At 38.8% G+C, this 23977-nt stretch carries 23 protein-coding genes; 20 read left to right on the top strand and 3 right to left on the bottom strand.

The annotated features are described in order from the left end of the window. Window positions 1–627 precede the first annotated feature (627 nt). Entirely contained in the window at window positions 628–762 is a 135-nt protein-coding gene (locus tag J5G60_RS19010; RefSeq protein WP_268253787.1) for a hypothetical protein, read from the top strand. Window positions 763–827: 65 nt separating this feature from the next. Here J5G60_RS19010 and J5G60_RS02910 read toward each other — a convergent pair whose 3' ends face one another. Further along, window positions 828–2015, bottom strand: coding sequence for a helix-turn-helix domain-containing protein (locus tag J5G60_RS02910; protein WP_190972181.1), 1188 nt, complete (start codon window positions 2013–2015; stop codon window positions 828–830). 262 nt (window positions 2016–2277) lie between these two features. Here J5G60_RS02910 and J5G60_RS02905 point away from each other — a divergent pair, with 262 nt between their 5' ends. The 16 genes from J5G60_RS02905 to J5G60_RS02830 all read left to right on the top strand — a co-directional run bounded on the left by J5G60_RS02905 (window position 2278) and on the right by J5G60_RS02830 (window position 18224). Beyond that, entirely contained in the window at window positions 2278–2778 is a 501-nt protein-coding gene (locus J5G60_RS02905) for a (2Fe-2S)-binding protein (RefSeq protein ID WP_150356469.1), read from the top strand. 12 nt (window positions 2779–2790) lie between these two features. Continuing rightward, window positions 2791–5082: a xanthine dehydrogenase family protein molybdopterin-binding subunit gene (locus J5G60_RS02900; RefSeq protein ID WP_150356470.1), complete on the top strand. Its 2292-nt coding sequence runs from the start codon at window positions 2791–2793 to the stop codon at window positions 5080–5082. Between the two features lie 12 nt (window positions 5083–5094). Next, window positions 5095–7458, top strand: a complete 2364-nt coding sequence (locus J5G60_RS02895; RefSeq protein WP_150356471.1) for an FAD binding domain-containing protein — start codon at window positions 5095–5097, stop codon at window positions 7456–7458. A gap of 73 nt (window positions 7459–7531) precedes the next feature. Further along, window positions 7532–7909: a SpoVA/SpoVAEb family sporulation membrane protein gene (locus J5G60_RS02890; protein ID WP_150356472.1), complete on the top strand. Its 378-nt coding sequence runs from the start codon at window positions 7532–7534 to the stop codon at window positions 7907–7909. 12 nt (window positions 7910–7921) lie between these two features. After that, entirely contained in the window at window positions 7922–8392 is a 471-nt protein-coding gene (locus J5G60_RS02885; RefSeq protein WP_150356473.1) for a SpoVA/SpoVAEb family sporulation membrane protein, read from the top strand. After that, window positions 8364–8729 (top strand): NifB/NifX family molybdenum-iron cluster-binding protein, encoded by a 366-nt coding sequence (locus tag J5G60_RS02880; protein WP_150356474.1) that lies wholly within the window; start codon window positions 8364–8366, stop codon window positions 8727–8729. The genes J5G60_RS02885 and J5G60_RS02880 overlap by 29 nt, the downstream gene beginning before the upstream one ends. A 14-nt stretch (window positions 8730–8743) precedes the next feature. Then, entirely contained in the window at window positions 8744–9124 is a 381-nt protein-coding gene (locus tag J5G60_RS02875) for a hypothetical protein (protein ID WP_150356475.1), read from the top strand. Between the two features lie 550 nt (window positions 9125–9674). Further along, window positions 9675–10250 (top strand): phosphatase PAP2 family protein, encoded by a 576-nt coding sequence (locus J5G60_RS02870; RefSeq protein WP_326839067.1) that lies wholly within the window; start codon window positions 9675–9677, stop codon window positions 10248–10250. Between the two features lie 50 nt (window positions 10251–10300). Then, complete coding sequence (locus tag J5G60_RS02865; protein WP_150356476.1) at window positions 10301–11215, top strand: carbohydrate ABC transporter permease; 915 nt, start codon at window positions 10301–10303, stop codon at window positions 11213–11215. Between the two features lie 20 nt (window positions 11216–11235). Then, window positions 11236–12057: a carbohydrate ABC transporter permease gene (locus J5G60_RS02860; protein ID WP_150356477.1), complete on the top strand. Its 822-nt coding sequence runs from the start codon at window positions 11236–11238 to the stop codon at window positions 12055–12057. A 55-nt stretch (window positions 12058–12112) separates the two neighbouring features. Continuing rightward, on the top strand, window positions 12113–13462 hold the full coding sequence (locus J5G60_RS02855; RefSeq protein WP_150356478.1) for an ABC transporter substrate-binding protein: 1350 nt from the start codon (window positions 12113–12115) through the stop codon (window positions 13460–13462). A gap of 32 nt (window positions 13463–13494) precedes the next feature. Then, window positions 13495–14199 carry a glycerophosphodiester phosphodiesterase gene (locus tag J5G60_RS02850; protein ID WP_150356495.1) on the top strand — a complete coding sequence of 235 codons (705 nt, stop codon included), beginning with the start codon at window positions 13495–13497 and terminating at the stop codon, window positions 14197–14199. Between the two features lie 34 nt (window positions 14200–14233). Next, window positions 14234–15337, top strand: coding sequence for an ABC transporter ATP-binding protein (locus J5G60_RS02845; RefSeq protein ID WP_150356479.1), 1104 nt, complete (start codon window positions 14234–14236; stop codon window positions 15335–15337). 146 nt (window positions 15338–15483) lie between these two features. Continuing rightward, a complete protein-coding gene (locus J5G60_RS02840) occupies window positions 15484–16251 on the top strand; it encodes an IclR family transcriptional regulator (RefSeq protein ID WP_150356480.1) in 768 nt (255 codons plus the stop codon). 66 nt (window positions 16252–16317) lie between these two features. Then, a complete protein-coding gene (locus J5G60_RS02835; protein WP_150356481.1) occupies window positions 16318–17205 on the top strand; it encodes a dihydrodipicolinate synthase family protein in 888 nt (295 codons plus the stop codon). 38 nt (window positions 17206–17243) lie between these two features. After that, complete coding sequence (locus J5G60_RS02830; protein ID WP_150356482.1) at window positions 17244–18224, top strand: 2-hydroxyacid dehydrogenase; 981 nt, start codon at window positions 17244–17246, stop codon at window positions 18222–18224. 169 nt (window positions 18225–18393) lie between these two features. Here J5G60_RS02830 and J5G60_RS02825 read toward each other — a convergent pair whose 3' ends face one another. Next, the gene (locus tag J5G60_RS02825) at window positions 18394–18687 is read right to left on the bottom strand and encodes a hypothetical protein (protein ID WP_150356483.1); all 294 of its coding nucleotides are present in this window, start codon (window positions 18685–18687) and stop codon (window positions 18394–18396) included. A 213-nt stretch (window positions 18688–18900) separates the two neighbouring features. Here J5G60_RS02825 and J5G60_RS02820 point away from each other — a divergent pair, with 213 nt between their 5' ends. The 3 genes from J5G60_RS02820 to J5G60_RS02810 all read left to right on the top strand — a co-directional run bounded on the left by J5G60_RS02820 (window position 18901) and on the right by J5G60_RS02810 (window position 22596). Beyond that, the gene (locus J5G60_RS02820; protein WP_150356484.1) at window positions 18901–20304 is read left to right on the top strand and encodes an NAD(P)/FAD-dependent oxidoreductase; all 1404 of its coding nucleotides are present in this window, start codon (window positions 18901–18903) and stop codon (window positions 20302–20304) included. A 70-nt stretch (window positions 20305–20374) separates the two neighbouring features. Beyond that, complete coding sequence (locus J5G60_RS02815; RefSeq protein ID WP_150356485.1) at window positions 20375–21661, top strand: adenylosuccinate synthase; 1287 nt, start codon at window positions 20375–20377, stop codon at window positions 21659–21661. 179 nt (window positions 21662–21840) lie between these two features. Beyond that, window positions 21841–22596, top strand: a complete 756-nt coding sequence (locus J5G60_RS02810) for an acyl-[acyl-carrier-protein] thioesterase (protein ID WP_150356486.1) — start codon at window positions 21841–21843, stop codon at window positions 22594–22596. Between the two features lie 18 nt (window positions 22597–22614). On the opposite strand, the gene J5G60_RS02805 is transcribed toward J5G60_RS02810, so the two are convergent. Next, window positions 22615–23844: an NAD(P)/FAD-dependent oxidoreductase gene (locus J5G60_RS02805; protein ID WP_150356487.1), complete on the bottom strand. Its 1230-nt coding sequence runs from the start codon at window positions 23842–23844 to the stop codon at window positions 22615–22617. Between the last annotated feature and the right edge of the window lie 133 nt (window positions 23845–23977).

The raw sequence follows: 23977 nt of genomic DNA, 5'->3' as shown, positions 1-23977 counted from the left end.
TCAACAATATAAAAAGAAAAATTTTCGATATTTCTGTAGGATTAAACTAAATAAAGAAATTGTAGGCATGTGTATATTAAAAGAAATTGAGAACTACCGCAGTATTTGAAATCGTATAACTTTCAACAGAATAGATAAAGGCAGTTGATCCATTTGGACAGTTGACCTTTTTTCAATAAATTACATTGCAGAAGTATTATAACTTTATTTGATCGCTACCATTGCTAATACTCCCAGTTCCTTTAAAGTGAGAGATAAGCACTGCTATGCGCTTGGATAAGTTATTCTAATATTCAAGTTCCAGTAGGTCACAGATTCGACTCCTGTTGGAAGCACCAGAAAAAAAGATAGTCATCCTTATGATGGCTATCTTTTTTTCTGGTTAGATATACTGTATGAATCAGCAACAGAAAGAGTTCAGGGAAAGAGCATCGTCCCCGAATAGAGATGCCCATTGAATATGTCGATATCTTTTAACTAGTATTGGATTATCGCTCTGGTGGTGACAATAAGCTGCTCCCTTAAATAATTGACGATGGCTTTGTCGCCAGGAGGAGGCAGAGCTTTCTATAGAACACCAAAGGTGTTGCTGCTGGTTCGATTCCAGTCGGGCGTACAACAAGGCCTATGAATGAGACACTGGGGGATTATTATTCCACTGAGATCATGCCGGCTCAGGTTCGAAAGTCAAAGCGTAAGCTGTCTGTTAAAGGCATGATTAGGAAAATTGCTGCTGTGATCGCCTGCCTGGCTCTCAAATGAGGTTTTTTATTCCATGGACAGCCTCAAGTCAGCTATTGCAAAGGCTTTGCAAGCGAAAGAGGCTCTTATTGCTTATAGTCTTCAAATAGTCCCAAATAAAGCGCTGTAATAGTCCGGCAGTCCGTCAGGTCAATCTCAAACAATTCAATCAGTCGCTGCATTCTGTATGAAACCGTGTTTTTGTGTATGTGCAGGCGCTTTGCCATCAAACTGTAGTTCCTATGGTAAAGCAAATAGGCACGCAGGGTCTCATAATATTCACTGCTATGCTCTTGGTCATATTTTTTTATTTGTAAAATAGCAGGATGAACAAGTTTCAAGGAGGTCGGATGATGTTGTTTCAAAAACAAATAAGCCATCACTGATTTGTAGTTTTGAACAAGTACAATTCTTTCACTGTTTTCTTCAAAAGCAGCCAGATGTAATGTTGTCTGTGCTGCATGGAGGTGCTTTGTCATCTCACGGAGCTTAGAAAACGATTCGCTGACACTGATTGGGCTGATTTTTCCGCATTTATCTGCCAGCATATTCAGGTCGTACTGTTTTTCCGCATTCATTAAAATCACAGCGCCGCCTTCATACTCTACGAACCAAATATGCTCATGACAGGCACAATACAGTCCCAGTTCGTTACGGCGTTGTCTGGCCCACAATTCACCTATAGAAGGGCTCCATACAAGCTTCCATGACGCGATGTTCTCCAACGGAGGCTCATAGATATTGTGTTCCTGGTACCATTCGTTCGGGTTTCCATGCAAAATACCCAGTAAATACGTTTGCATGGCCATCGTCGTCTCATCGTTCAGATATCCGCCAAGCTTCAGTGCTGTCATGAAGATAGGAGCAGCCATTTCTATAATGGCAATGGCTGCATTCGTGTCGATTTTCTTCGTGATTGGGCAGTCCAGCACGCCAAGCATATAGGTATGATGGAAGCAGCCGCAGTTAATATGTTTATATCGCATAAAAGGATAACAGCTCACCAAAGTTTTGCACATATATAGATTTTTTTCTACTTCAGTACAACGCTTCCTCACTTCTGCTTCTGTGCACAGAAGCAAGTGATTCATGTATTCATCCACCAGTTCTTTTGTGTAGTTTGCAGATTTGGCAATGATTGTGCGTGTTGTTAAAGTAATACAAACCGGTGTGCCGCAATGCTGTGCAGTTACCTCACACAAATCAGCCAAACCTGCCCCATTTGTAAGTATTTCCAGATATTCACTTCTGATTTTCATCATATCTGCATCCATACCCATTACCCCCATTATTGAATCTATAAAATTGTGATACCTATTATTAACATTATAACAATTGAGTATGAAAATATAATAGTATTTGTATTACTTGGGTTTGGTTTTCAGGCCAAATTTCCTCCAGCTTTTTTAATTTGTTAGACATTGCCAAAAAGATTTTTTTCTCTTATTCTTTAATTACTTAAATAATTAGGATAATTTAAACTATTCTGATTATTTAAGCTGCCGAATGCAACATGAATGAAAGGTGGAGAAAAGTATGAGCAAAACCATTCGGATGATTATCAATGGCAAAAAAGAAGTATTCCACATCGGACATGACGATGGGTACGGGATCATTCCCGATGAGGAAACACTGTGCGAAACGCTGCGAGAGCGTCTGAATCTGACAGGTACGAAACTGGCCTGCGGTCAGGGAGCGTGTGGCTGCTGCACGGTGCTGATGAATGATGTGGCCGTGCCCAGCTGTCAGATTCTGACTGCCGCCTGTGACGGCGCTGACGTCGTAACAATTGAAGGCCTACATGACCCCAAGACCGGTGAACTTGACCCGCTACAGCAGGCGTTCATCGACAAGTATGCCTTTCAGTGCGGTTATTGTACGCCCGGCATCATTATGGCGCTTAAAGGACTCTTTATCAACAACCCGCATCCCAGTAGGGAAGAAATTGGTGAAGCGCTTTCCGGCAACATGTGCCGATGTATAAGTCAGTATCATGTCTTTAATGCAGCAGAGCTGTATATGAAGCAAAATGCGTAAAGGAGGAACGAAATGAGCAAGATTGAGTATCGCTACATAGGCAAGAATACAGAGCGTATGGAAGCGAAAGAAATTGTTACAGGCAAGACTATTTATCTGGACGATTTCAAAATGAAGGATATGCTTTATGTGAAAGCGCTCAAGTGTCCATATCCGAGTGCGAAAATCAAGAAGATTGATATCAGCAAGGCCGAGGCATATCCCGGCGTTGCCAATGTCATGTATTATGGCAATATGCCTGAAATCTGTAAAAATTGGGGCCTTAACATGCCGCCGCTGGTTCCGGTTCTGCACGATTACGGCTGCTATGTTGGTGATGCTGTCGCACTGGTCGCGGCGGAAGATCCAAACATTGCAGAGCGTGCGCTTGATTTGATTGAAATCGAGTATGAGCAGCGTACCCCTGTTTTTGACATTAAAAAAGCTATTAGGCCAGATGCGCCAAAAGTGCATCCCAAGGCGTTCCCGCGTGGCAATATCGTGTGGCCCGTTGTCCCCTTTGTGGGTGAGGATATGATGATGCATCTCAAACGCGGTGACGTGGACAAAGCCTTTGAGGAATGTGATTTTGTAGATGAGAGCGAGGCGGATTACAACTCTCTTGGATCTCCTGCTGCTATGGAACCCCCGATTACTGTTTTCAAGTATGACAGCAGTCATAACAGAATGAAGGCATGGGCCACGACCCAGACGCCCCACGGCTATCGTCTGAACGCTATGATTCTGCAGGACGGTATGCCCAACGACACCACAGTTTTCAATGTTGGCGGCGGCTTTGGCAATAAGGCCCCTATGGCCACGCCGACACAGTATGCTGCCATCATGGCGGTCGCAAACCCAGGGCGTCCCTGCAAAGTGTGCTTAACCAAGAGTGAACAGCTTACTGCCTTCGATGTGCGTATCGGTATGTACATGAAGATTAAGATCGGCCTAAAGGACGGATATGTACATGCGGTCAAAGGCGATGTTTATCTAAACTGCGGTGCATATAATTCCTGCGGACAGTGGCAGATGGGTGTCGGTCTCGGTGAAGCACAAATTGCTCTGGGCAAGTGTAAAAACTGGGATTTGGACGGCAAAATGGTTTTCACAAACCATGTTATGACGGGTCCGGTGCGTGGCTTCGGTGGTCAGGAGATCAAGTGTGCCATGATGCCCGTTGTTATGCGTCTGGTTCGCAAGGCAGGGCTTGATCCTGTTGATTTCATTGCAAAAAACTTTGCTCAGACCGGTGACGGTTGGTATTGGCGTAATAAGTTATGGTACGAATGCCGCGAGCAGGACTATGCACCGGTTACCTATTCCACGGCGAAGAGGTTTGGCTGGAAGGACAAATGGAAAGGCTGGATGAAGCCGACTAAAGTCGTGGGCAACAAGGCCTATGGCGTTGGCGTTTCCTGTCATGGAAATGCCGACGTCGGTGAAGACGATTGCGTTGCTTATGTCCGCCTCGATCCTTTCCAGGGCTGTGCATATATTCATACCGATGTTGCCGAACAGGGCTGCGGTCAGCGCAGCAACCTCAGAAAGATTGTTGCCGAAGTTATGGATATGGAGATCGAAAAAGTCTACGTTGTTGAAGAAAACACGGAAAACAGCGGCTATGGGCAGGGTCCTGCAGGATCACGTGGCACTATAACTAGCGTTACTGCCGTTACGCGTGCGGCGGAGGACGCCCGCCGTCAGCTGCTTGAAGAGGCAGCCAAGAAGTTGCACGCCTCTCCGGAGGATTTGGATACACATGACAGTATGATTTTCTACAGGCACCGCCCTGAAAAGAGATGGCGCTGGAATGAGGTTGTTCCGTTTGCCTATCAGGCGCACGGCATTGGCAAGTACTATCATGATTATACCAAGTCCAACTACTGCATCTATTTTGCCGAGGTTGAGGTAGATCTGGAAACCGGCGAAGCTAAGCTTGTTGACGTGGCTGTTGGCTCCGATGTCGGACAGGTTATCGATCCAGCCACACTTGAGATGCAGTTTCAGGGAGGGTTTGGTGCCGCAGCCGCGGACACCGGTTTAATGGAGGAAAACGTTCTTGATAAAAGGAATGGCCGTCTCCTAACGGGCAATCTTATCGATTACAAGTGGCGTCCCTTTAACGCCTTTCCGCCGATGGACATCGTGATTGAGGAATCGCTGCCTGAAGTTTCCCGCTGGAAGGCTGTCGGCCTCGGCGAAATCTCCGGAGCTCCCGGTCCCGCCGCGATGATGATGGCCATTTCCAACGCCATTGGCGTTGATTACTGCGAGTATCCAGCAAGCCGCGAGGGCATTCTCAAGGCCCTGGGCAAACTGTAAGGAGGATAAATCATGAGACAATTTGAATATACGAGTGTAACTTCATTTGAAGAAGCCTCCGCAATGCTGGCCAAGGGAAATGCTGATATTTTGGCCGGCGGCACGGATCTAATTAATGTTTATAATCATGCCATTCTGAACGAAAGCCCCGCAAGTGTTGTCGACCTTAAGACAATTCCTGATGCTGCGGGTATTGTGCAAAATGAGGGGAGTATTACGGTTAAGGCTTTGACCAGGTTGACCGATGTTGCTGAGTCTTCTGTTCTTCAGCGTAAGGCAAAGGCTCTGGCTGATGCTGCCCATTCTGTAGCCACGCCTTTGATTCGCAATGTCGGCACTATTGGCGGAAATATCTGCCAGGATGTACGCTGCTGGTATTATCGCTATCCGCATGAAATCGGTGGACGCATGGACTGCTCCCGCAAGGGCGGCGCAACTTGTTATGCATTGCAGGGAGAAAACCGCTATCACTCTATCTATGGCGGCATGAAGACGCATGTGAATCCCTGCGGCAAGGGCTGTCCGGCCGGCACCGATATTCCGGCCTATATGGAGCAGATTCGCAAGGGTAACTGGGATGAGGCCGCAAGGATTATTCTGAGGGTGAACCCTATGCCCATGTGTACTGCCCGTATCTGCCCGCATCCCTGCCAGGACAACTGCAACCAGTGTCAGTACGGCGAGAATGTAGGTATCCATTGTGTTGAACGCACTCTGGGTGATTACATTCTCAAAAATGTCGATAGATTCTATGTGAAACCCACCAGGGAAACCGGCAAGCGGGTAGCCGTTGTCGGCGCAGGTCCCGGTGGTCTGACTGCCGCTTACTTCCTGCGCTCTCAGGGACATAGCGTAACTGTGTTCGATACCCATGAGAAGGCCGGCGGTGTACTGTATTACGGTATTCCTCATTATCGTCTGCCAAAGAGTATTGTTGAGGGCTACGTACAGGCTGTTGCCAATATGGGTGTGAAGTTCATCATGAATACTACCATTGGCAAGAACATCAGCATGGATGAGCTGGTGACGGATTATGACAGTATTTATTTTGGCACCGGCGCATGGAAGCAGCCTATACTTGGCATTCAGGGAGAGGAACTGACTGAGTTCGGCCTGAACTTTTTGGTAGAGGTCAATACCTTCCTGAAGAAAGCTATCGACAATGATGTTCTGGTCTGCGGCGGTGGTAACGTGGCTATGGACGTGGCGCTGACGGCGAAGCGCATGGGTGCAAAGCATGTCTGTCTGGTCTGTCTGGAGCAGGAAAAGGAAATGCCCGCGACAGCGGAAGAGATCGCCCGTGCAAAGGAAGAAGGTGTTGAAATCTTCAACGGCTGGGGATTGAAGGGGGTTGTAACTGATGATGACGGAAAAGTGATTGGCCTGGAATCTATGAGGTGCGTATCCGTCTTCAATGAGGAGCATCGTTTCAGTCCTGTCTATGATGAGAACGAGACCTGTGTATTTGATGCGACTACCATCATTCTGGCTACCGGTCAGCGTGTGGATACCAGCTTTCTGGGTGACAAGTTTGGTGCGCAGCTCAAGACGGCTCGTGGATTGTTTGATGTTGACATGGAGACATATCAGACAAAGAACGACAAAATCTTTGCAGGCGGCGATGCAGTTACCGGTCCCGACATTGCCATTCGCGCTATTTGCTCAGGTGGTATAGCGGCAAAAACCATGAGCAAGAAAATGGGTTATCCAGTGGAAGCCCCCGCTGAAAGCAAGGCCTTCCTCTCCTACGATATAAACGGCATCAAAAAGACGGAGAGCAAAAAGCTTACTGAACATGCTTTGGGTGAACGTTCACTGACAGACGAGGATGCCTCGTCTCTAAGCCTGGAAGAGGCGCAGGCTGAGGCAGGACGTTGCATGAACTGTGGCTGCTACAGCGTCAACGCTTCCGACATTTCCCCTGTGCTGGTTGCGTTGGACGGCAAAGTGATTACCACAAAAAAGGAAATCGCAGCACGCGACTTCTTCACGACCAAGTTAAAGGCCTACGATATGTTGGATCAGGATGAACTTGTCACCGCGGTGAAGTTACCTGACAGACCCGATTATGTGACAGGCTATGAAAAGATGCGCATCCGTGAAGCCATAGATTTTGCTCTGGTCAGCCTGGCTTATGCATATAAGCTGGAGGACGGCAAGCTTGTGGATGTATCGCTGGTCATGGGCGGCGTAGCGCCGATTCCAGTCAAGCTGGATGAAGTGGAGGAACTGCTGAAGGGTAAGACGCTCAGCCGGGAATTGGCAGAAGAAGCAGGTGCTTTGGCCGTGAAGGATGTCATCCCCATGTCCATGAACCACTACAAGGTCAATACGGCGCGGGCCATCGTCAGTCGTTTCGTGGAAGCGTTACTGTAAAGTTGTTTACTGTCCCTGATGGATTACGCTGTCCTCGGGACAGCTTTCATGATAGAATAAAGGAGGTAAGAAGTTGACTGCTATACGGAAAATTCTGAAAGCATTTTTGGTAGGTGGCTGTTTTGGCTTGATCGGTCAGTTACTGATTGCCTTGTTCGCAATATTTATTTCCGATGCAACTATGGTTATTATGGTAAGTATTCTCGCTTTTGGTGTTATCGCTGTGGTAATAATTGCAAACGGTTTCTACTTTAAGGTTGCCGAGTTCGGTGATAGCGGCGCCGCAATTCCAGTTTGCGGACTGATGTTTGGCGCTGCTACCTCAGCGGCGGCTGCGCAAAAGGCCGGTGCAAAATTAGAGAAGGCTTTCATTGTAGGCTTTTGGAATGTATTGAAGATCTTGGGCACAGGATTTGTCATTGCATTCATACTTGGCCTGCTGTTGTGCTAAGGAGGGTGAATCATGGCTTTTTTGTATGCATTTTTGATTGGCGGACTCATTTGTGCGCTGACACAATTTCTGACAGAAATCAAAATATCTTTTCATCTTGTGGCAATCCTGCTGATAGCCATCGGCGGAGGCGTTCTGACTAAACTCGGCGTAATTGATTTTTTAAATAGTCTTGGCGCCGGCGGTGTGAGCGTAACTGCGCTGGGCTGTGGTAACGCAGCTTACAGTGCAGGCGCCGCCCTGGTCAAGACCGGTTCGGTGACACCGTTGATTCTGGTTGGACTGTTGAACATCATTCTGATCGCTTTAGGCGCTGCCTGTGGGAGTACGCTTTTTAAAAAATTTTCTGAAGCCATTCCGGCGTCTGACAAAAGTCAAAAAAACAGTGACGTTTTGCAGAACGTCAGGCATGATAAAACGCCGGACGACCTGATGTTGTCTGAAGGAGGATGCCATGAGCAAAATCGCAGTACCGATCAATAAGGATTCCATTAGTTTGACACTGGAAAATGCTCCGCTCTATCAAGTTTTTAATGTTGATGGCAAAACCATCATCAGCATTACTGACCATGAACCCGAAGCAAATTTGAGTCGCCAGCTGCGTTCCCATCAGGTGGATGCCGTTCTCTGCGGTATGCTGCAGAACCAGACGCGTCGTGATATGGCAGTAGCTGGTGTAGCTGTATTTGCAGGCGTTTATGGAAATGCCAGACGTGCGGTACAACACTTTATTGAAAACAAATTAAACTGTGAGCCAGATACAGGTCGTGCTTTTTTTGCAGGACATTATTCGCCCTGTGCTCATGAAACCGAAATATAAGGGGGGATTTCTCTATGGCTACAGTTCCGGAAAAGCTTGCCGCTTACGCAAAGATGGAGAACATTATGCCGCCGGATGCGCAATGCACCGGCTGCGTGCAGGGAGATGACCGTCTAGTTATATTGGGCTTTAAGACGGAACGGAAGCTTATTACTGAAATTGGTTATCTTTCTTCCGACGCGAAGTTGCCCATACTTCACGCATGTATGAATGCACTGTGTGAATTGATGAAGGGCAAAGCAGTTGTTACGGCAGGTCTGCCGCAGCGTAATGCCATTGCAAAACTGTTAAGCGACAACGGCACCCTGTCTGAAGCTGACCAATCCTTTGCCATCATGGCGGAGCTTGCTTTGAACTACGCAGTTTGCGATTATGCAAGCAGATGTAAAGAATAGCTGCGACAGAATCCAGATCGTGAACTATGACAAAAACCACGGCCCCGGCCGATACCAAACGGTATCGGCCGGGGCCGTGGTGATACAAAAAGCAAAAGTCAGCTGCAGTTTGGAAACTCTATCTAAGTCCAGAAAAATACTTGATTGTTCACAAATAGTTTATAAATATGACATTAAGACGTAACAAATACCATATATAATAATAAGTGTCCTAAGGAAATATCTTAGCGAAATTGAAAATGATGTATTTGAACATAACATATAAATGGAAATGTTGGTAATTACCAAAAGGTGTCTGTGGTTGCAGGGCACGGTAAATTCAAGTGCAACCTCCAGAAGATACTGTAAGTAAAGTTTGTAGCATTACCCCCTTAAAATTATAATTTAAAAATAAGACATTGACTGTTTGCAATGCCTTATTTTTTTATTGAAATAATGAAAATTTATTGGTAAGTTAATATTATTAAGACTTTTTAATGTGTTATTAATCTTTTAGTAATATTGATTGTATAAAATAAAATTGGTGATAATGAAAAAACCAATATAGAAGGTGATACTTTTGATAAAAAAGTTCGACGATTTTATTTTGGAATTCATACAGGATAATATGCGCAGACCAGCTGTGGATAAAGCTATGATGTTTACTACAGCTTTGGGAAATGGAGGAGTACTTTGGATTGCAATAGCTCTGTATTTAATGCTGTGCATGGATTATAAGACAACGGGAATTATGGTATTGGTTACTTTAATTATAAGTACTATATTTGGAGAAGGAATAATGAAGCACTTGGTTAGAAGAATAAGGCCCTGTAATTGTAAAAATGATCTTCAACTTTTAATTTCAAGACCCATTTCTTATTCCTTTCCATCAGGTCATACCTTTTCTTCCTTTGCAGTAGCAGGTGTTTTGTCAGCTCAGTTCAGTGAATATAAGGTAATATTTTTGTTAATAGCATTTTTAATAGCGTTTTCAAGGGTATACCTTTGTGTTCATTATCCCACTGATATAATATCAGGAGCCATACTTGGACTGTTATGTGCTAAATTGATACTTCTATTTTTAGGCTGTAATTATTTCCAGAACAATGTGTTAAATATATTTAACCGTAATATAAACCTTTATTAATATTGATGAGATAATATATATCCGTAAAGAAAATTAATGGAGGTAATTAAATGGAAAAAGCATCAAAGCAAGTTTGTTTGATTCAGAATAAGACCGTTGAAAGTAAAAAAATTATAAATATCGTGGAACCTTATCTGTATATTATCCCATGTATAGTCATATTTTTGGGATTTACCTATTTTCCTTTTTTTAAAACTATATATTTAAGTTTGTTCAGTACTAATGCCCAGGGAGAGCCAAGCTCCTTTGCAGGTTTCTCCAATTATATTGATTTATTTAAGGATCCCTCTTTTATAAATAGTGTCGTTGTGACTTTTAAATATGTAATTGTGACTACAATACCAGCTATACTCATTGGACTTATGCTTGCACTTTTATGTGATAACAAGTTGAAGTTCAAGGGACTTTTCAGCACTATGTATGCCATGCCCATGGCAGTATCCTCTGCTTCTGCGGCAATAATATGGATGCTTTTGTTTAATCCAAGCATAGGTTTTGTTAATTTTCTCCTGGGAAAGAGTATTGGCTGGCTTACAAGTCCCTTCTGGGGATTTATAGCAGTATCCATAGTAGGTGTATGGCTAAATGCCTGTATAAATTTTATTTTTATAACTTCCGGTCTTCAAAATATACCGAAAGAACTAGTAGAAAGTGCATCAATAGATGGAGCAAATTATCTTCAAAGGTTGAAAAATGTAATACTGCCCTGTCTTTCTCCAACTCTTTTTTTTGTACTCATCATAAATATCATAAATGGATTTCAAACTTTTGGTCAGATAAATATAATGACTCTGGGAGGGCCTGCCGAAGCCACTAATGTTCTTGTATATTCCATTTATAGAAATGCGTTTTTTAACAGCAGATTTGGCGCCGCCAGTGCTGAATCCATAGTCTTGTTCCTGCTTATGTTTGTCATAACCCTGCTTCAATTCAGATATGAAGATAAAAAGGTTTTTTATAAATAAATGTGGAGAGGTAATGGTACATGAAAAAAAATATAAATAAAATAATTCTTTATATTGTGAATACAGTATTCGGTATTATAACTATAGCGCCTATTTTATATGCCCTTGCCGTTAGTTTTATGCCGCCGGAGCAAATATTTTCCTATCCGCCCAAATTGATACCTAAGGAATTGTATTTAAATAATTATACAGATGCTTTGAATGCTGCTCCCATAATGAAATTTATAGTCAACAGTTTTGTAGTATCTCTGGGGGTAACTATAGGTGAGATTTTCACCTCTTGTCTGGCAGCTTTTTCGTTTTCATTTTTTGATTTTAAAGGTAAAAAGGTATTGTTTGTAATTGTAATAGCCACTATGATGATACCGGCGGAATCCATTATGATATCAAATTATTTGACGGTAGGATCTTTTGGATGGCTGGACAGCTATAAAGCTCTCATCGTTCCCTATTTAAGCGCCGCCATGGGAATATTCATGATGAGACAGTATTATCTCACTCTTCCGAGGGAACTCTATGAAGCCGCAAAGATGGATGGCTGCAGCAATTTTAAATTTTTTACCAGAATAGTTTTTCCCATGTCGAGGCCTATTGTAGGATCTCTTGGTGTATATACTTTTTTAGTTACCTGGAATCAATATCTATGGCCTCTGCTTGTAACCAGCAAGGACAGTACAAGAACTGTTCAGATAGGTATAAGTATGCTGCAGTTCTCTGAGAACCAATCTTTTGGACTTATAATGGCAGGTATTATAATGGTGCTTTTACCTTCAATTATAATTTTCATATTTGGTCAGAAGCAGCTTATTGAAGGCATGACTTCCGGTGCAGTAAAGGGGTAGTTGTAAAATTCATATAAAAAATATGCCAATAATTAATTTTGAGAGGAGAAAAATAATGAAAAGGAAATTCATAAGTTTATTATTAGCTTCGTTGATGGTAGGAGGTATTTTTACCGGATGTGGAAGCAACAATTCAGGTCAATCCTCAGGATCCGGCAAAACTGTTCAGATTACATTCTGGCATTCCATGTCAGGTAAAAACGGGCAGGCACTTACCAAAATGGTCAATGATTTCAACAGTTCCCATAAAGACATTAAAGTCAATGCGCAATTTCAAGGGAAATACGATGAGGCTATAAATAAATTAAAGAGTGCGGAGAGAGCAAAAAATGGGCCTGATGTTATGCAGACCTATGATATAGGTACCAGATTTATGATAGACAGCGGATGGGTAAAGCCCATGCAGGATTTCATAGACAGTGAAAAATACGATATATCCAGCTTGGAACCTAACATAGCAGGATATTATACTGTGAACAATAAATTGTACTCTATGCCGTTTAATTCATCAACTCCAATACTTTACTACAACAAGAATGCTTTTAAAGCTGCAGGGCTGGATCCTGAAAACCCTCCTAAGACATTTTCAGAACTGGAAAGTGCAGCGGCAAAGCTTACTAAGAAGGACGCTTCAGGGAAGGTAACTCAGTATGGTTATGCAATGGCCATATATGGATGGTTCTTTGAACAATTCATAGTTAAGCAGGGACAAAATTATGCAAATAATGGCAATGGTAGAGAAAAAGCTCCAACGGCTGTGGAGTTTGATAAAAATGGAGCAGGCGTAAAAGTATTGGATGAATGGCAGAAACTAGTTAAATCCGGTAATGCAGCTAACTTTGGAAGAAATGAAGATGATACGGAAAATGCATTTATAGCAGGCAAGACAGCTATGTACATTGAATCTACAGCAGATTTGTCGGCTGTACTAAGTGGCATAGGAGGAAGATTTGAAGTAGGAACTGCAGCTTTACCATCTTTTGATGGAATAAAGGACGGCGGTGTATCAATAGGAGGAGCCTCATTGTGGGCACTTGACAGCAAGGACACTGCCAAGGAAAAAGCAACCTGGGAATTTATAAAGTACATGGTGTCACCGGAAGAGCAGGCTTACTGGGCCAGTCAGACAGGATATTTCCCTGTTACCAAAAAAGCTTATGATGTTCAGACAATGAAGGATAATCTGAAGAAAAAACCTCAGTTCCAGACAGCCATAGATCAACTTCATAATTCTCCTTCCACAGCTAAAGGTGCACTTATGTCTGTATTCCCGGAGGCAAGACAGACTGTTGAGACAAATATAGAGCAGATGCTTCAGGGTAAACAATCTCCGGAAGAGGCTGTTAAGAATTCGACAGACAGCATAAATTCGGCTATAGAGAAATATAATCAGAATAACAAGTAATATATGAGGAGAAAAAGGAGAGTACAGTGGTAATGGTCAAAACTTTAAATATTGCACACAGAGGATTCAGCGGAATGTATCCTGAAAACACCATGCAGGCTTTTAGAAAAGCAGTGGAAACAGGTGCGGATGGAATAGAGACAGACCTCCATATCACAAAAGACGGCGTAATAGTTCTCTGTCATGATGAGACAATAGACAGGACTACGGATGGAACCGGGTTCATAAAGGATTATACTTGTCGGGAGCTTATGAAGTTCAATGCCGGACATGGAGAAAGAATTCCAAGTTTGGATGAGCTGTTAGATTATATGAAGGATAAAAATCTTCTCCTAAATCTTGAACTTAAAAATGATATTGTACATTATAAGGATTTAGAAAAATATACAATAGACAAGATTTATCAATATGGATTAGAAAAAAATGTGATAATATCATCTTTCAATCATTATTCTATGCAGAAAGTAAAAGAGTATGACAGCAGTATTAAGACAGGGCTGCTGTATGGATTACCCATTCATAAACCGGGAGAATATGCAAGGAGGATAGGGGCTGATGCACTCCATCCTCTCTTTTCCCTTATTATGGATAAGGATATAATTGGCGATATAAAGGAAAATGGTATACTTATAAATACCTATACTGTAAATAAGGAAAGTGATATGAAAAAGCTTATTCATTTGGGAGTAGATGGTATAATAACGAATTATCCTAATGTGCTTAAAAAATTAATTTAGGAAATGATGTCTAAAAGGAAGGAGTATAGTAAAGATGGCGAATTTATCCCTGCGGCACATATGCAAAACTTATTCAGGTAATGTTGACACCATTAAAGATTTTAATCTGGAAATAAAGGATAAAGAATTTATAGTATTCGTGGGGCCTTCAGGCTGTGGAAAGTCCACTGTTCTTAGAATGATTGCAGGGCTTGAGGAGATAACCGGTGGAGAGCTCTATATAGATAATCAGCTTGTAAATGGAGTGACTCCTAAGGATAGGGATATTGCTATGGTATTTCAGAACTATGCATTGTACCCGCATATGACTGTTTATGATAATATGGCCTTTGGACTTAAAATGAGAAAAGTACAAAAACTTCAAATAGATCAAAAAGTAAAAAATGCTGCTAAAACGTTGGATATATATGATTTGCTTAAAAGAAAACCTAAGGAATTATCAGGTGGACAAAGACAGAGAGTGGCTATGGGGAGAGCTATAGTCAGAAATCCAAAAGTATTTTTAATGGATGAACCTTTGTCAAATTTGGATGCCAAATTGAGAGTTCAGATGAGGACAGAAATATCAAAACTTCATAAGAAGCTTCAGACCACCTTTATATATGTAACCCATGATCAGACAGAGGCAATGACACTGGGTACAAGAATCGTGGTAATAAAGGACGGGGTTATACAACAGGTGGATACTCCGCAGGAGATATACAATCACCCTAAAAATGTATTTGTGGCAGGATTTATTGGAAGCCCGCAGATGAATTTCATAAATTCCAAATTGGATCATGTAAATGGAAAACTTGCAGTTTTATTCGAAGGAAAACAGATAATTCTGCAGGATGACATGTCAAATGTTCTGGAAAAGAAGGGTTATGTGGGTAAAAATATTATAATTGGAATAAGACCTGAAAATATAAGAATACCTGGAGAAAACACAGAAAATGAATGTCTGGTGGAATTCAATGTGGACTTAACGGAACTTATGGGAGCGGAAAGCTATATATATTTATCTAAAGGTGAATCCAATGTTATAGCCAGGGTAGAAGGCATAGTGAATTTTAAATCCGGAGATAAAGTCAAATTGGCTTTGGATACAAGTAAAATTCATATTTTTGATATGGACACGCGATTAACAGTATTGTAGTATGATTTTCATAGTTAAAATTTGAGATCACGGCTAATTTTTAAATAATGGCCGTGATTTTATTATTGACATTGGGATAGTAAATATTTATAATGTATTTAAAATATGGAATAGCGTTTCATATATAGAATAGTGAGGTGAATTGTTTGAACAAGGCAATTTTAAGAGGCTTAGATATTTTAAAATTTATCGGTGAAAGGGAAGAACCTGTTACTATAGCTGAATTAAGTAGAAGCCTGAATATACCTAAAACCAGTGTGTTTAATATTGTAAATGCACTGGTTGAAAGAGATTTTCTCTCGATAAAGGATAAAAAGTTGAAGAGCTATGAATTGGGTATTGGTGCATTTAAGCTTGGAAGTCTATATTTAAATAAAACCGAATTGATTAATATTGCAGATCCCATCTTAAAATTGGTAACTGATAATATAGGGGAAACTGTATTTTTAGCAGTAGTAAACAATAATGAGCTTGTATATATAGATAAGAAAGAATCAAAAAAAGCATTGAGAACAACTGCTGATTTGGGATCAATCATGCCTCTCTATTCTACAGGTTTAGGGAAAGCTATTTTGGCTACTTATAGTGAAGCAGAAATTAGTGAATATCTATCCAAAGTTAAATTGATACCAAGGACTAAAAGTACATTGGTAAATCCTGAAGACTTGCTAAAAGATTTAGAGGCAACGAGAAAAAGAGGGTATTCCATATCTGATGAGGAAAATGAAGATGGTATATTCTGCATAGGCGTTCCGGTATATAATAATGTAGGAAAAGCTATAGCTGCAGTATCTACTTCAAAATTGAAAGTTAAAAAATATGATGAAAATGTGGAAGAAAACAAGAATTTTATAATAAAGGCAGCTTTAGAAATTTCAAAGAAACTTGGATATACAAGAGAAAAATTATTTTGAGATAATAAGCTAAAAGCATATTATATATAAAAATAATTCTAAGGATAAAATGAGGAGGAAGTTTTAATGTTTAAAGGAATTTATACACCAATGGTCACTATTTTTGATGATAAGGGAAGTGTTAATAAAGAAGCTACTAGGATTTTAATTGAAAAGTTAATTTCTAATGGCATTGATGGTATTGTAGCTCTTGGAAGTACGGGAGAATTTTTTAGTATGTCGCTTGAGCAGAGAAAAGATTATGTGAAATTTGTATGTGAAGTTATTGCAGGGAGAGTTAAGTTTATAGTTGGGACAGGCTCCAATAACATAGAAGAAGTGCTGGAATTAAATAAGTTTGCAGAGAGCATAGGTGCGGATGCAGTTTTGATTGTAACTCCTTATTATTTTAGTTTAAATGATCAGCATCTCTATGAATACTATTCTATAACAGCCAGAAATACAAAATTGCCTATATTGTTATATAATTTTCCAGATAGAACAGGGACTAATTTATCACCTGATCTTGTGTTTAAACTGGCCGTTGATTTTGATAACATTGTTGGTATAAAGGATACCATTGATTCCATAAGCAATGTAAGAAAATATAGTGAAAAATTCAAAAATTCCCAAAGTGGTTTTTCTATATTTTCAGGATTTGAAGAATACCTGATACCCAATTTACTGTCACAGGGTTCAGGGATTATAGGGGGACTTACAAATATAAATGCCAGAATATTTATTGATGCTTATAAAGCATTTCAGAAAAAGGATGTTGACAAATTGATGATCTGTCAGGGCAAGATAAATAAATTGATGGGAATATATAATCTCATGGATCCATTTATGATAACATTGAAAGAAGCAGTAGGTATGCGTTTAAATATAAATATTAATACATCTTTAAAAAATTACAGTATCGAAGCAGATGAAAATATAAAAAATAAAATAAGGGAATTTATAAATATAAAATAAAAAGGGATAAAAATATTGAAAGATTAAGGAGGTAAGTTATGGATAGGCCTAAAGTATTTATAGCAAAGCCTGTTCCTAAAGAGGTGGAAGAGTTTATTGCTAAATATTGTGACTATAAAAAATGGGATTCTGATTCAGAAATATCTGAAGGGGAACTCATTAAAAATTTAAAGGATGTTGAAGGCCTCTTAACTTCAGGAACTAAAATCAATGATAGAATTTTGGCACATTCACCTAGGCTTAAAGTTGTCAGTGATATTTCTGTCGGATATGATAATTTTGAAATAAATGCTATGAAACAAAGGAAAGTGATAGGAACCAATACACCTTTTGTATTAAATGAAACCGTGTCAGATCTTATAATGACTCTTATTATGTCTACGGCTAGAAGAATCTCTGAATTGGATTCCTATGTAAAAAAAGGTAAATGGAAAAAAGATATTGACAGCAATCTTTTTGGAGTGGATATAAATCATGCCACTTTGGGAATCATAGGAATGGGTAGAATAGGTGAATGTGTGGCCAGAAAGGCAAAGTTTGGTTTTAACATGAATGTTTTATACCACAATAGAAATAGAAGGTTAAATATTGAAAATGAACTAGGTGTACAATATGAAAGCCTTGATGATTTACTTAAAAAGTCTGATTTTATTTCAGTAATGGTTCCATATAATAAGAATACCTATCATATAATTGATTATAAAGAATTTGATCTAATGAAGAAGTCAGCGATTTTCATAAACGCTTCTAGAGGGCAGACGGTTAATGAAAAGGCATTGGTGGATGCTTTAAATAACAATAAAATACTTGCTGCAGGACTGGATGTTTATGAAACAGAACCAATAGATCCTGAAAATCCTCTTTTAAAAATGACCAATGTTATAACTTTGCCTCATATTGGTTCAGCTACTGCGAAAACTCGTTTTGATATGGCAATGCTTGCTGCGGAAAATTTAGTAAAAGCAGTACTTGGAAAGACTGTACCCAATATGGTACCTGAATTGAAAGATTTAGTATAGATTTTTTTGTGCCAAGTTTTGTCTATTATAATAGTGAATTTATATTTTTTAACTTCTACGGGTATAAAAGCAAGAGATGCTTTGAATTAGTTTATGGTAGTTCAAAGCATCTTTTATTTATTTAAATGATATGGGTTGATAGTATAATGTAAATGAAATAAGCTTTTATTTAGTAATCCCAATCGTCAAAATCAAATGGAAATATGATTGGGAATATCACTGGACCAAATCCAGGATAATATGGACGTCTACGTCTGCGCCTTCTCCTGCGCCTTCTTCGGCCGTGTTGTCTGTATGCTGAGTCAAGATCAATTGGCTCTTCTATGCTTTCATCGTCATATTGGTCCGCTGCAGACGGAGCATAGGGACAATTGTAAAGGGGGCAATAATAGGGGTAAGTATTTCTAGTATAATCATAATTTTCCATGGATTCCTCGTTGATATCTTTATTGTCGTTGTTCATTAAATACCTCCATAAAATTTACTACAATAATATATTATGGAAATAGAGCTAAAATTGTTAATAAAATTATAATGTAAAGTTGTAATTTTTATTTAACTAAAAGTGTATACTTTGAAAATTTACGAATTTTTATTCAAAATTCATGAAAAATATTCGTATATTTTGTTGACTGGAGCGTCTAATTTTGATACCATGTTGAAGGAGGGATGCTACTTGAAAGAAAAATATGATGTTGTAATAGTTGGAGCTGGCCCTGCAGGAATATTTACTGCTTTGGAAATTACTAAACTTAATAGGAACATGAGTGTATTGATAATTGATAAAGGGCGAAATATAGAAAACAGGAAATGCCCTGCGAGAACGACTGGAAAATGTATGAATTGCAATCCATGTGGTATTACTTCTGGCTGGTCAGGTGCAGGAGCTTTTTCTGATGGAAAGCTTTCACTGAGTCCAGAAGTAGGAGGAAGGATTTTAGAGTATTTTTCAGAAGATGAATGTAAGAAATTAATAAAATATTGTGACGATATATATCTAAAATTTGGAGCCAATAAAACTGTATATGGATTAAATAATGAAAAAGTAGATAAAGTGAAATATGAAGCAAGCAAATATAATATAAGGCTTATAGAATGTCCGGTTAGACATTTGGGAACGGAATTAGCCTATGATGTATTGAAAAAAATGTATTATCATCTTTTAAATAATATAAATATAGAATTCAGTGAGCTTACCACGGTGAAGGATATATTGGTTGAGAATGGTGAAGTTATAGGGGTAGCTATTAAAAATAAAGATGGAGAAAAAAATATTCTGGCAGATTATGTAGTAGTGGCTCCAGGTAGAGGTGGTGCAGAGTGGTTTGCAGTTCAGTCCAAAAGACTGAAATTAAAAACCACCAACAATGCTGTAGATATAGGAGTAAGAGTGGAAGTTCCAAATTCTATAATGGATAACCTTACAAAAGATCTATATGAGGCAAAACTTATATATTATTCAGACACTTTTGATAATAAAGTTAGAACTTTTTGCATGAATCCAGGAGGAGTTGTATCGGAAGAACATTATGATGGTACCATAGCTGTAGTAAATGGACACAGCTATGAGGAAAAAGAGCTCAGAACAGAAAATACTAATTTCGCTATGCTGGTTTCTACATCTTTTACAGAACCGTTTAATCAACCCATAACCTACGGTAAATATATTGCGAAACTTGGGAACATGCTTACGGGAGGAGGGATTATGGTTCAAAGACTGGGAGATCTGTTAAATGGAAGGCGAACAGATTATTCAAGACTTAAGAAATCCACTACTATACCAACTTTAAAATCAGCAGTTCCTGGGGATTTAAGTTTTGTATTACCCCAGAGATATTTGACATCTATAGTTGAAGCATTAAAAGCTTTTAATAATGTTGCACCAGGACTTTACAGTAAAAACACACTGCTCTATGGTGTAGAAGTAAAATTTTATTCCAGCAAATTTGAAACCAATGACAAATTTGAAACATCTATAAAAAATTTATATGCCATAGGAGATGGTGCCGGAATTACAAGAGGGCTTATGCAGGCCTCGGTAACTGGAGTAGTAGTGGCTAGGGATATAACTAAAAAATAGCTAAAATATCTGCTTCTATTATAATTATTTATTTAAATATTAACCTATATAAAAAGGGGAGGAAATTCTTATGTCAGCATTTATTGTTTTGGGAGCCCAATGGGGTGATGAGGGAAAAGGTAAAATAACAGATTACCTTGCTAAAAATTCAGATGTTGTTGTTAGGTTTCAAGGTGGCAGCAATGCAGGACATACGGTTGAAACAGGCGGCAAACAATATAAACTTCATCTTATACCGTCGGGAATACTTTATGGGGATAAAATCAATATAATAGGTAATGGCGTGGTACTTGATCCAAAAGCTTTATTTGAAGAAATAGACTATTTGAAAAAAGCATATGTTAATATATCACCTCAAAACTTAATTATTAGCGATAGAGCCCAACTTGTGATGCCCTATCATAAAGTTTTAGATGGTATTAAAGAGAGGTCCAGAGGCAAAAAAGATATAGGCACGACAGGAAAGGGAATTGGACCTTGTTATACTGATAAAATGGAGAGAAGCGGTATAAGAATATGTGATCTCATACATCAAGATGTATTCGAGGAAAAACTGAGGGAAAATTTAAAAGTAAAAAACGATATAATAACAAAGGTATATGGAGAAAAGCCTTTGGAATTTGACTCGATATACAATGAGTACATTAATTATGGAAAAGCATTGGAACCTTATGTAAAAGATATATCAGTAGAGGTTTATAGAAATATAAAAGATGGAAGAAAAGTATTATTTGAAGGAGCACAGGGAACTCTGCTGGATGTGGATTATGGCACTTATCCTTATGTTACCTCTTCCAGTACTATTGCAGGAGGAGTTTGTATTGGTTCAGGGATTGGACCTACTGTGATAACGGGTGCAGTAGGTGTGGCAAAAGCTTATACTACAAGGGTAGGAAAAGGTCCTTTCCCCACAGAACTTTTTGATGAGACAGGAAATTGGCTTAGGGAAAATGGTCATGAATATGGAGTTACTACGGGTAGAGCCAGAAGGTGTGGATGGCTGGATTTGGTGATACTTAAGACCAGCGCCAGACTTTCGGGACTTACAAGTTTTGCAATTACTAAAATAGATACTCTGGCAGGACTTGAAAAAGTAAAAGTATGTATAGGGTATAAGCTTAATGGAAAGGTTATAGATTATGTACCTGCAAGTCTAGAGGATTTGGCTAGATGTGAACCCGTATACGAAGAATTTCAAGGGTGGAACAGGAGTATAGAGAATGCAAGGACCTATGATGAATTACCAGGTGCTGCTAAAAAGTATTTGAGTAAAATAGAAGATTTCACAGATACAAAGATATCTATAGTCTCTGTAGGACCAGGTAGGGATCAAACAATAGATGTAAGCCATATTTAAAGAATTAGTTTATATCATCTTTAAGTAAGTTTTTGTAATAAGACTTATTTAAAGATGATATCTTATTCTATGGAAAAAGTGAATATTGTATTATAATATTAATTATAGTATGTGGCTGGAGATGAAAATAAATTTATCTATTATATTTTAAATATTACAATTGAGGGGAATGAGAGATAATGAATAGATCAATTGCTGAAAAGGAATATGAAGTGAACTACTATGAAATAGATTATAAAGAGAGGCTGCTTATAACCAGTCTTGTGAATTACTTTGGAGATATAGCTACCAAGCATTCTGAAAATGTTGGAGGTGGACTGAGTTATTCGAGGAAAAATGGAGTGGCATGGGTGCTGTATAAGTGGAATATAGATATAAAGCACTACCCTGAATATGGTCAAAAAATCAGGGTGAGGACCAATGCCTGCTCTTTTAGAAAATTTTATGGTTACAGAACTTTTGAAGTATTTGATAAAGAAGACAATATGATAGCAAAAGCCAATTCAATATGGCTTTTAATAGATACCAATAAGAGAAAAATATTGAGAATAACTGAAGATATGTATAAAATTTTTGGATTGACGGAAAAGGACAATAAGCCTCTATTAATCAAAAATGTGAAATTACCTAAAAAATTTACCATAGAAAAAAGTTTCAATGTAAGATATAGTGACATAGATACCAACAAGCATGTCAATAATGTAAAATATATAGATTGGATTTTGGAAACTATTCCTCTGAATATAATACTTGAATACAACATAAAGCACATAAATATAACTTATGAAAAGGAAGCACTATACGGTGAAAAAATAAAGATATTTACTGAATTAAAAAAACAAGATGAAGGTTATATATCTTTACATAAAATTATTGATAACAATGGAAAGGAATTATCTGTAATAGAAGCTATTTGGGATGCCAATGAAAAATAAGAGAGAAATGCTGATGAATTATGATTCAGCAGCACTTGTCCCTGCTACAAAACCAGAACTCCATGCCCATTGTAAATTAAAACCACCACAGCATCCATCTACATCTAGTATTTCACCAGCTAGGTATAGATGTTCTATTTTTTTAGATTCAAGTGTATTATAGTCTATTTCATCAGTACTGACACCGCCGCAGGTGACCTGTGAATTTTTAAAGGAATTAGTATCGTATACCATGAATTCCCAGCATTTCAACAAATTGCATATGCTCTTTTTTTCACGCCAACTCAGCTCATAACAGGGCTTATGGATGTCATTTACTGCAGCTTCTTTTAAAAGTATTGGTATTATTTTTTTGTTTATTATTCCTATAAGTGAGTTATAAACGCTCCTGTAATTGAAAGTTCCCCAATGGTTTTCTAAAAATTCTAACAGACTTTCTCTTTTTAAATCTGGAAGCATGTCAATTCTGATCTTTACGGATCTTTTATTCAATAAATTACAGGAAGCTATACGGCTTATTTCCAATATAGGAGGACCTGATATGCCGTAGTCTGTAAATAGAATTTCGCCGTATTCTCGCTGCTGTATCTCATTATCTACTAATATCTCAACGTATCCATTGAATTTTACCCCAGATAGAGCTCTTAAGTGATCGTATCTTAATTTTAACTGCACCAGGGCGGGAAGAGGGGTTATTATACTGTGGCCTAAATTTTTGCATATATTAAAACCTGAGCCGTCAGAACCAGTATGGGGAGCAGATTTACCACCAGTGCATAATATGATTTTGTTGCATTTATAAACCTTATCACGGCAAAAAAGTTTAAAATATTTTTTATCGCGAATTATATCAGTAACTTTGGAATTTAAATAAATTGGTATATTTCTATCTTCAATTGCCATTCTTAATATATCCAGTACAGATGAGGCTTGAAGGGAAAGAGGATACATTTTTCCGTTTTCCAGAGTTGTTAGAGGAAGTCCTAGAGAATCAAAAAATGTGATTGTGTCCCTAACGGAAAATTTATTTAAAATATTTTTAACAAAATCAAGATTTCTACTGTGATATTTAGTGAAAATTATATTTTTATTTGTTATATTACATCTGCCGTTTCCAGTAGATAAGATCTTATTGCCCATCCTATTTTTGGATTCTAATATTGCCACATCTTTTCCATTGTCCTTTGCAGTAATTGATGCCATAATGCCAGAAGCACCTGCACCAATTACAATTATATTATGAAACAAAAGGTATACCTCCTTTTTAATAAAGCCTATAGTGTATATTTTAACTTACTTATGATATTTTTAGTATAGTTTATAATTATAAATTGCCATAAAATATATATATTTATGGAGAATTGTTTATAATAATATTAAG

This window comes from Clostridium sp. HV4-5-A1G, assembly GCF_900184915.1.
GTDB lineage: Bacteria > Bacillota > Clostridia > Clostridiales > Clostridiaceae > Clostridium_B > Clostridium_B aromativorans.
Note: the sequence above shows the minus strand (reverse complement) of the source record. Positions and strands in the feature narration are given on the sequence as shown.

What these genes read in the sequence shown, in the direction of transcription:
- J5G60_RS19010 (WP_268253787.1), top strand. Translation starts at nt 628, where the DNA reads ATGAATGAGACACTGGGGGATTATTATTCCACTGAGATCATGCCGGCT.
- J5G60_RS02910 (WP_190972181.1), bottom strand. Translation starts at nt 2,015, where the DNA reads ATGGATGCAGATATGATGAAAATCAGAAGTGAATATCTGGAAATACTT.
- J5G60_RS02905 (WP_150356469.1), top strand. Translation starts at nt 2,278, where the DNA reads ATGAGCAAAACCATTCGGATGATTATCAATGGCAAAAAAGAAGTATTC.
- J5G60_RS02900 (WP_150356470.1), top strand. Translation starts at nt 2,791, where the DNA reads ATGAGCAAGATTGAGTATCGCTACATAGGCAAGAATACAGAGCGTATG.
- J5G60_RS02895 (WP_150356471.1), top strand. Translation starts at nt 5,095, where the DNA reads ATGAGACAATTTGAATATACGAGTGTAACTTCATTTGAAGAAGCCTCC.
- J5G60_RS02885 (WP_150356473.1), top strand. Translation starts at nt 7,922, where the DNA reads ATGGCTTTTTTGTATGCATTTTTGATTGGCGGACTCATTTGTGCGCTG.
- J5G60_RS02880 (WP_150356474.1), top strand. Translation starts at nt 8,364, where the DNA reads ATGAGCAAAATCGCAGTACCGATCAATAAGGATTCCATTAGTTTGACA.
- J5G60_RS02875 (WP_150356475.1), top strand. Translation starts at nt 8,744, where the DNA reads ATGGCTACAGTTCCGGAAAAGCTTGCCGCTTACGCAAAGATGGAGAAC.
- J5G60_RS02865 (WP_150356476.1), top strand. Translation starts at nt 10,301, where the DNA reads ATGGAAAAAGCATCAAAGCAAGTTTGTTTGATTCAGAATAAGACCGTT.
- J5G60_RS02860 (WP_150356477.1), top strand. Translation starts at nt 11,236, where the DNA reads ATGAAAAAAAATATAAATAAAATAATTCTTTATATTGTGAATACAGTA.
- J5G60_RS02855 (WP_150356478.1), top strand. Translation starts at nt 12,113, where the DNA reads ATGAAAAGGAAATTCATAAGTTTATTATTAGCTTCGTTGATGGTAGGA.
- J5G60_RS02850 (WP_150356495.1), top strand. Translation starts at nt 13,495, where the DNA reads ATGGTCAAAACTTTAAATATTGCACACAGAGGATTCAGCGGAATGTAT.
- J5G60_RS02845 (WP_150356479.1), top strand. Translation starts at nt 14,234, where the DNA reads ATGGCGAATTTATCCCTGCGGCACATATGCAAAACTTATTCAGGTAAT.
- J5G60_RS02835 (WP_150356481.1), top strand. Translation starts at nt 16,318, where the DNA reads ATGTTTAAAGGAATTTATACACCAATGGTCACTATTTTTGATGATAAG.
- J5G60_RS02830 (WP_150356482.1), top strand. Translation starts at nt 17,244, where the DNA reads ATGGATAGGCCTAAAGTATTTATAGCAAAGCCTGTTCCTAAAGAGGTG.
- J5G60_RS02825 (WP_150356483.1), bottom strand. Translation starts at nt 18,687, where the DNA reads ATGAACAACGACAATAAAGATATCAACGAGGAATCCATGGAAAATTAT.
- J5G60_RS02815 (WP_150356485.1), top strand. Translation starts at nt 20,375, where the DNA reads ATGTCAGCATTTATTGTTTTGGGAGCCCAATGGGGTGATGAGGGAAAA.
- J5G60_RS02810 (WP_150356486.1), top strand. Translation starts at nt 21,841, where the DNA reads ATGAATAGATCAATTGCTGAAAAGGAATATGAAGTGAACTACTATGAA.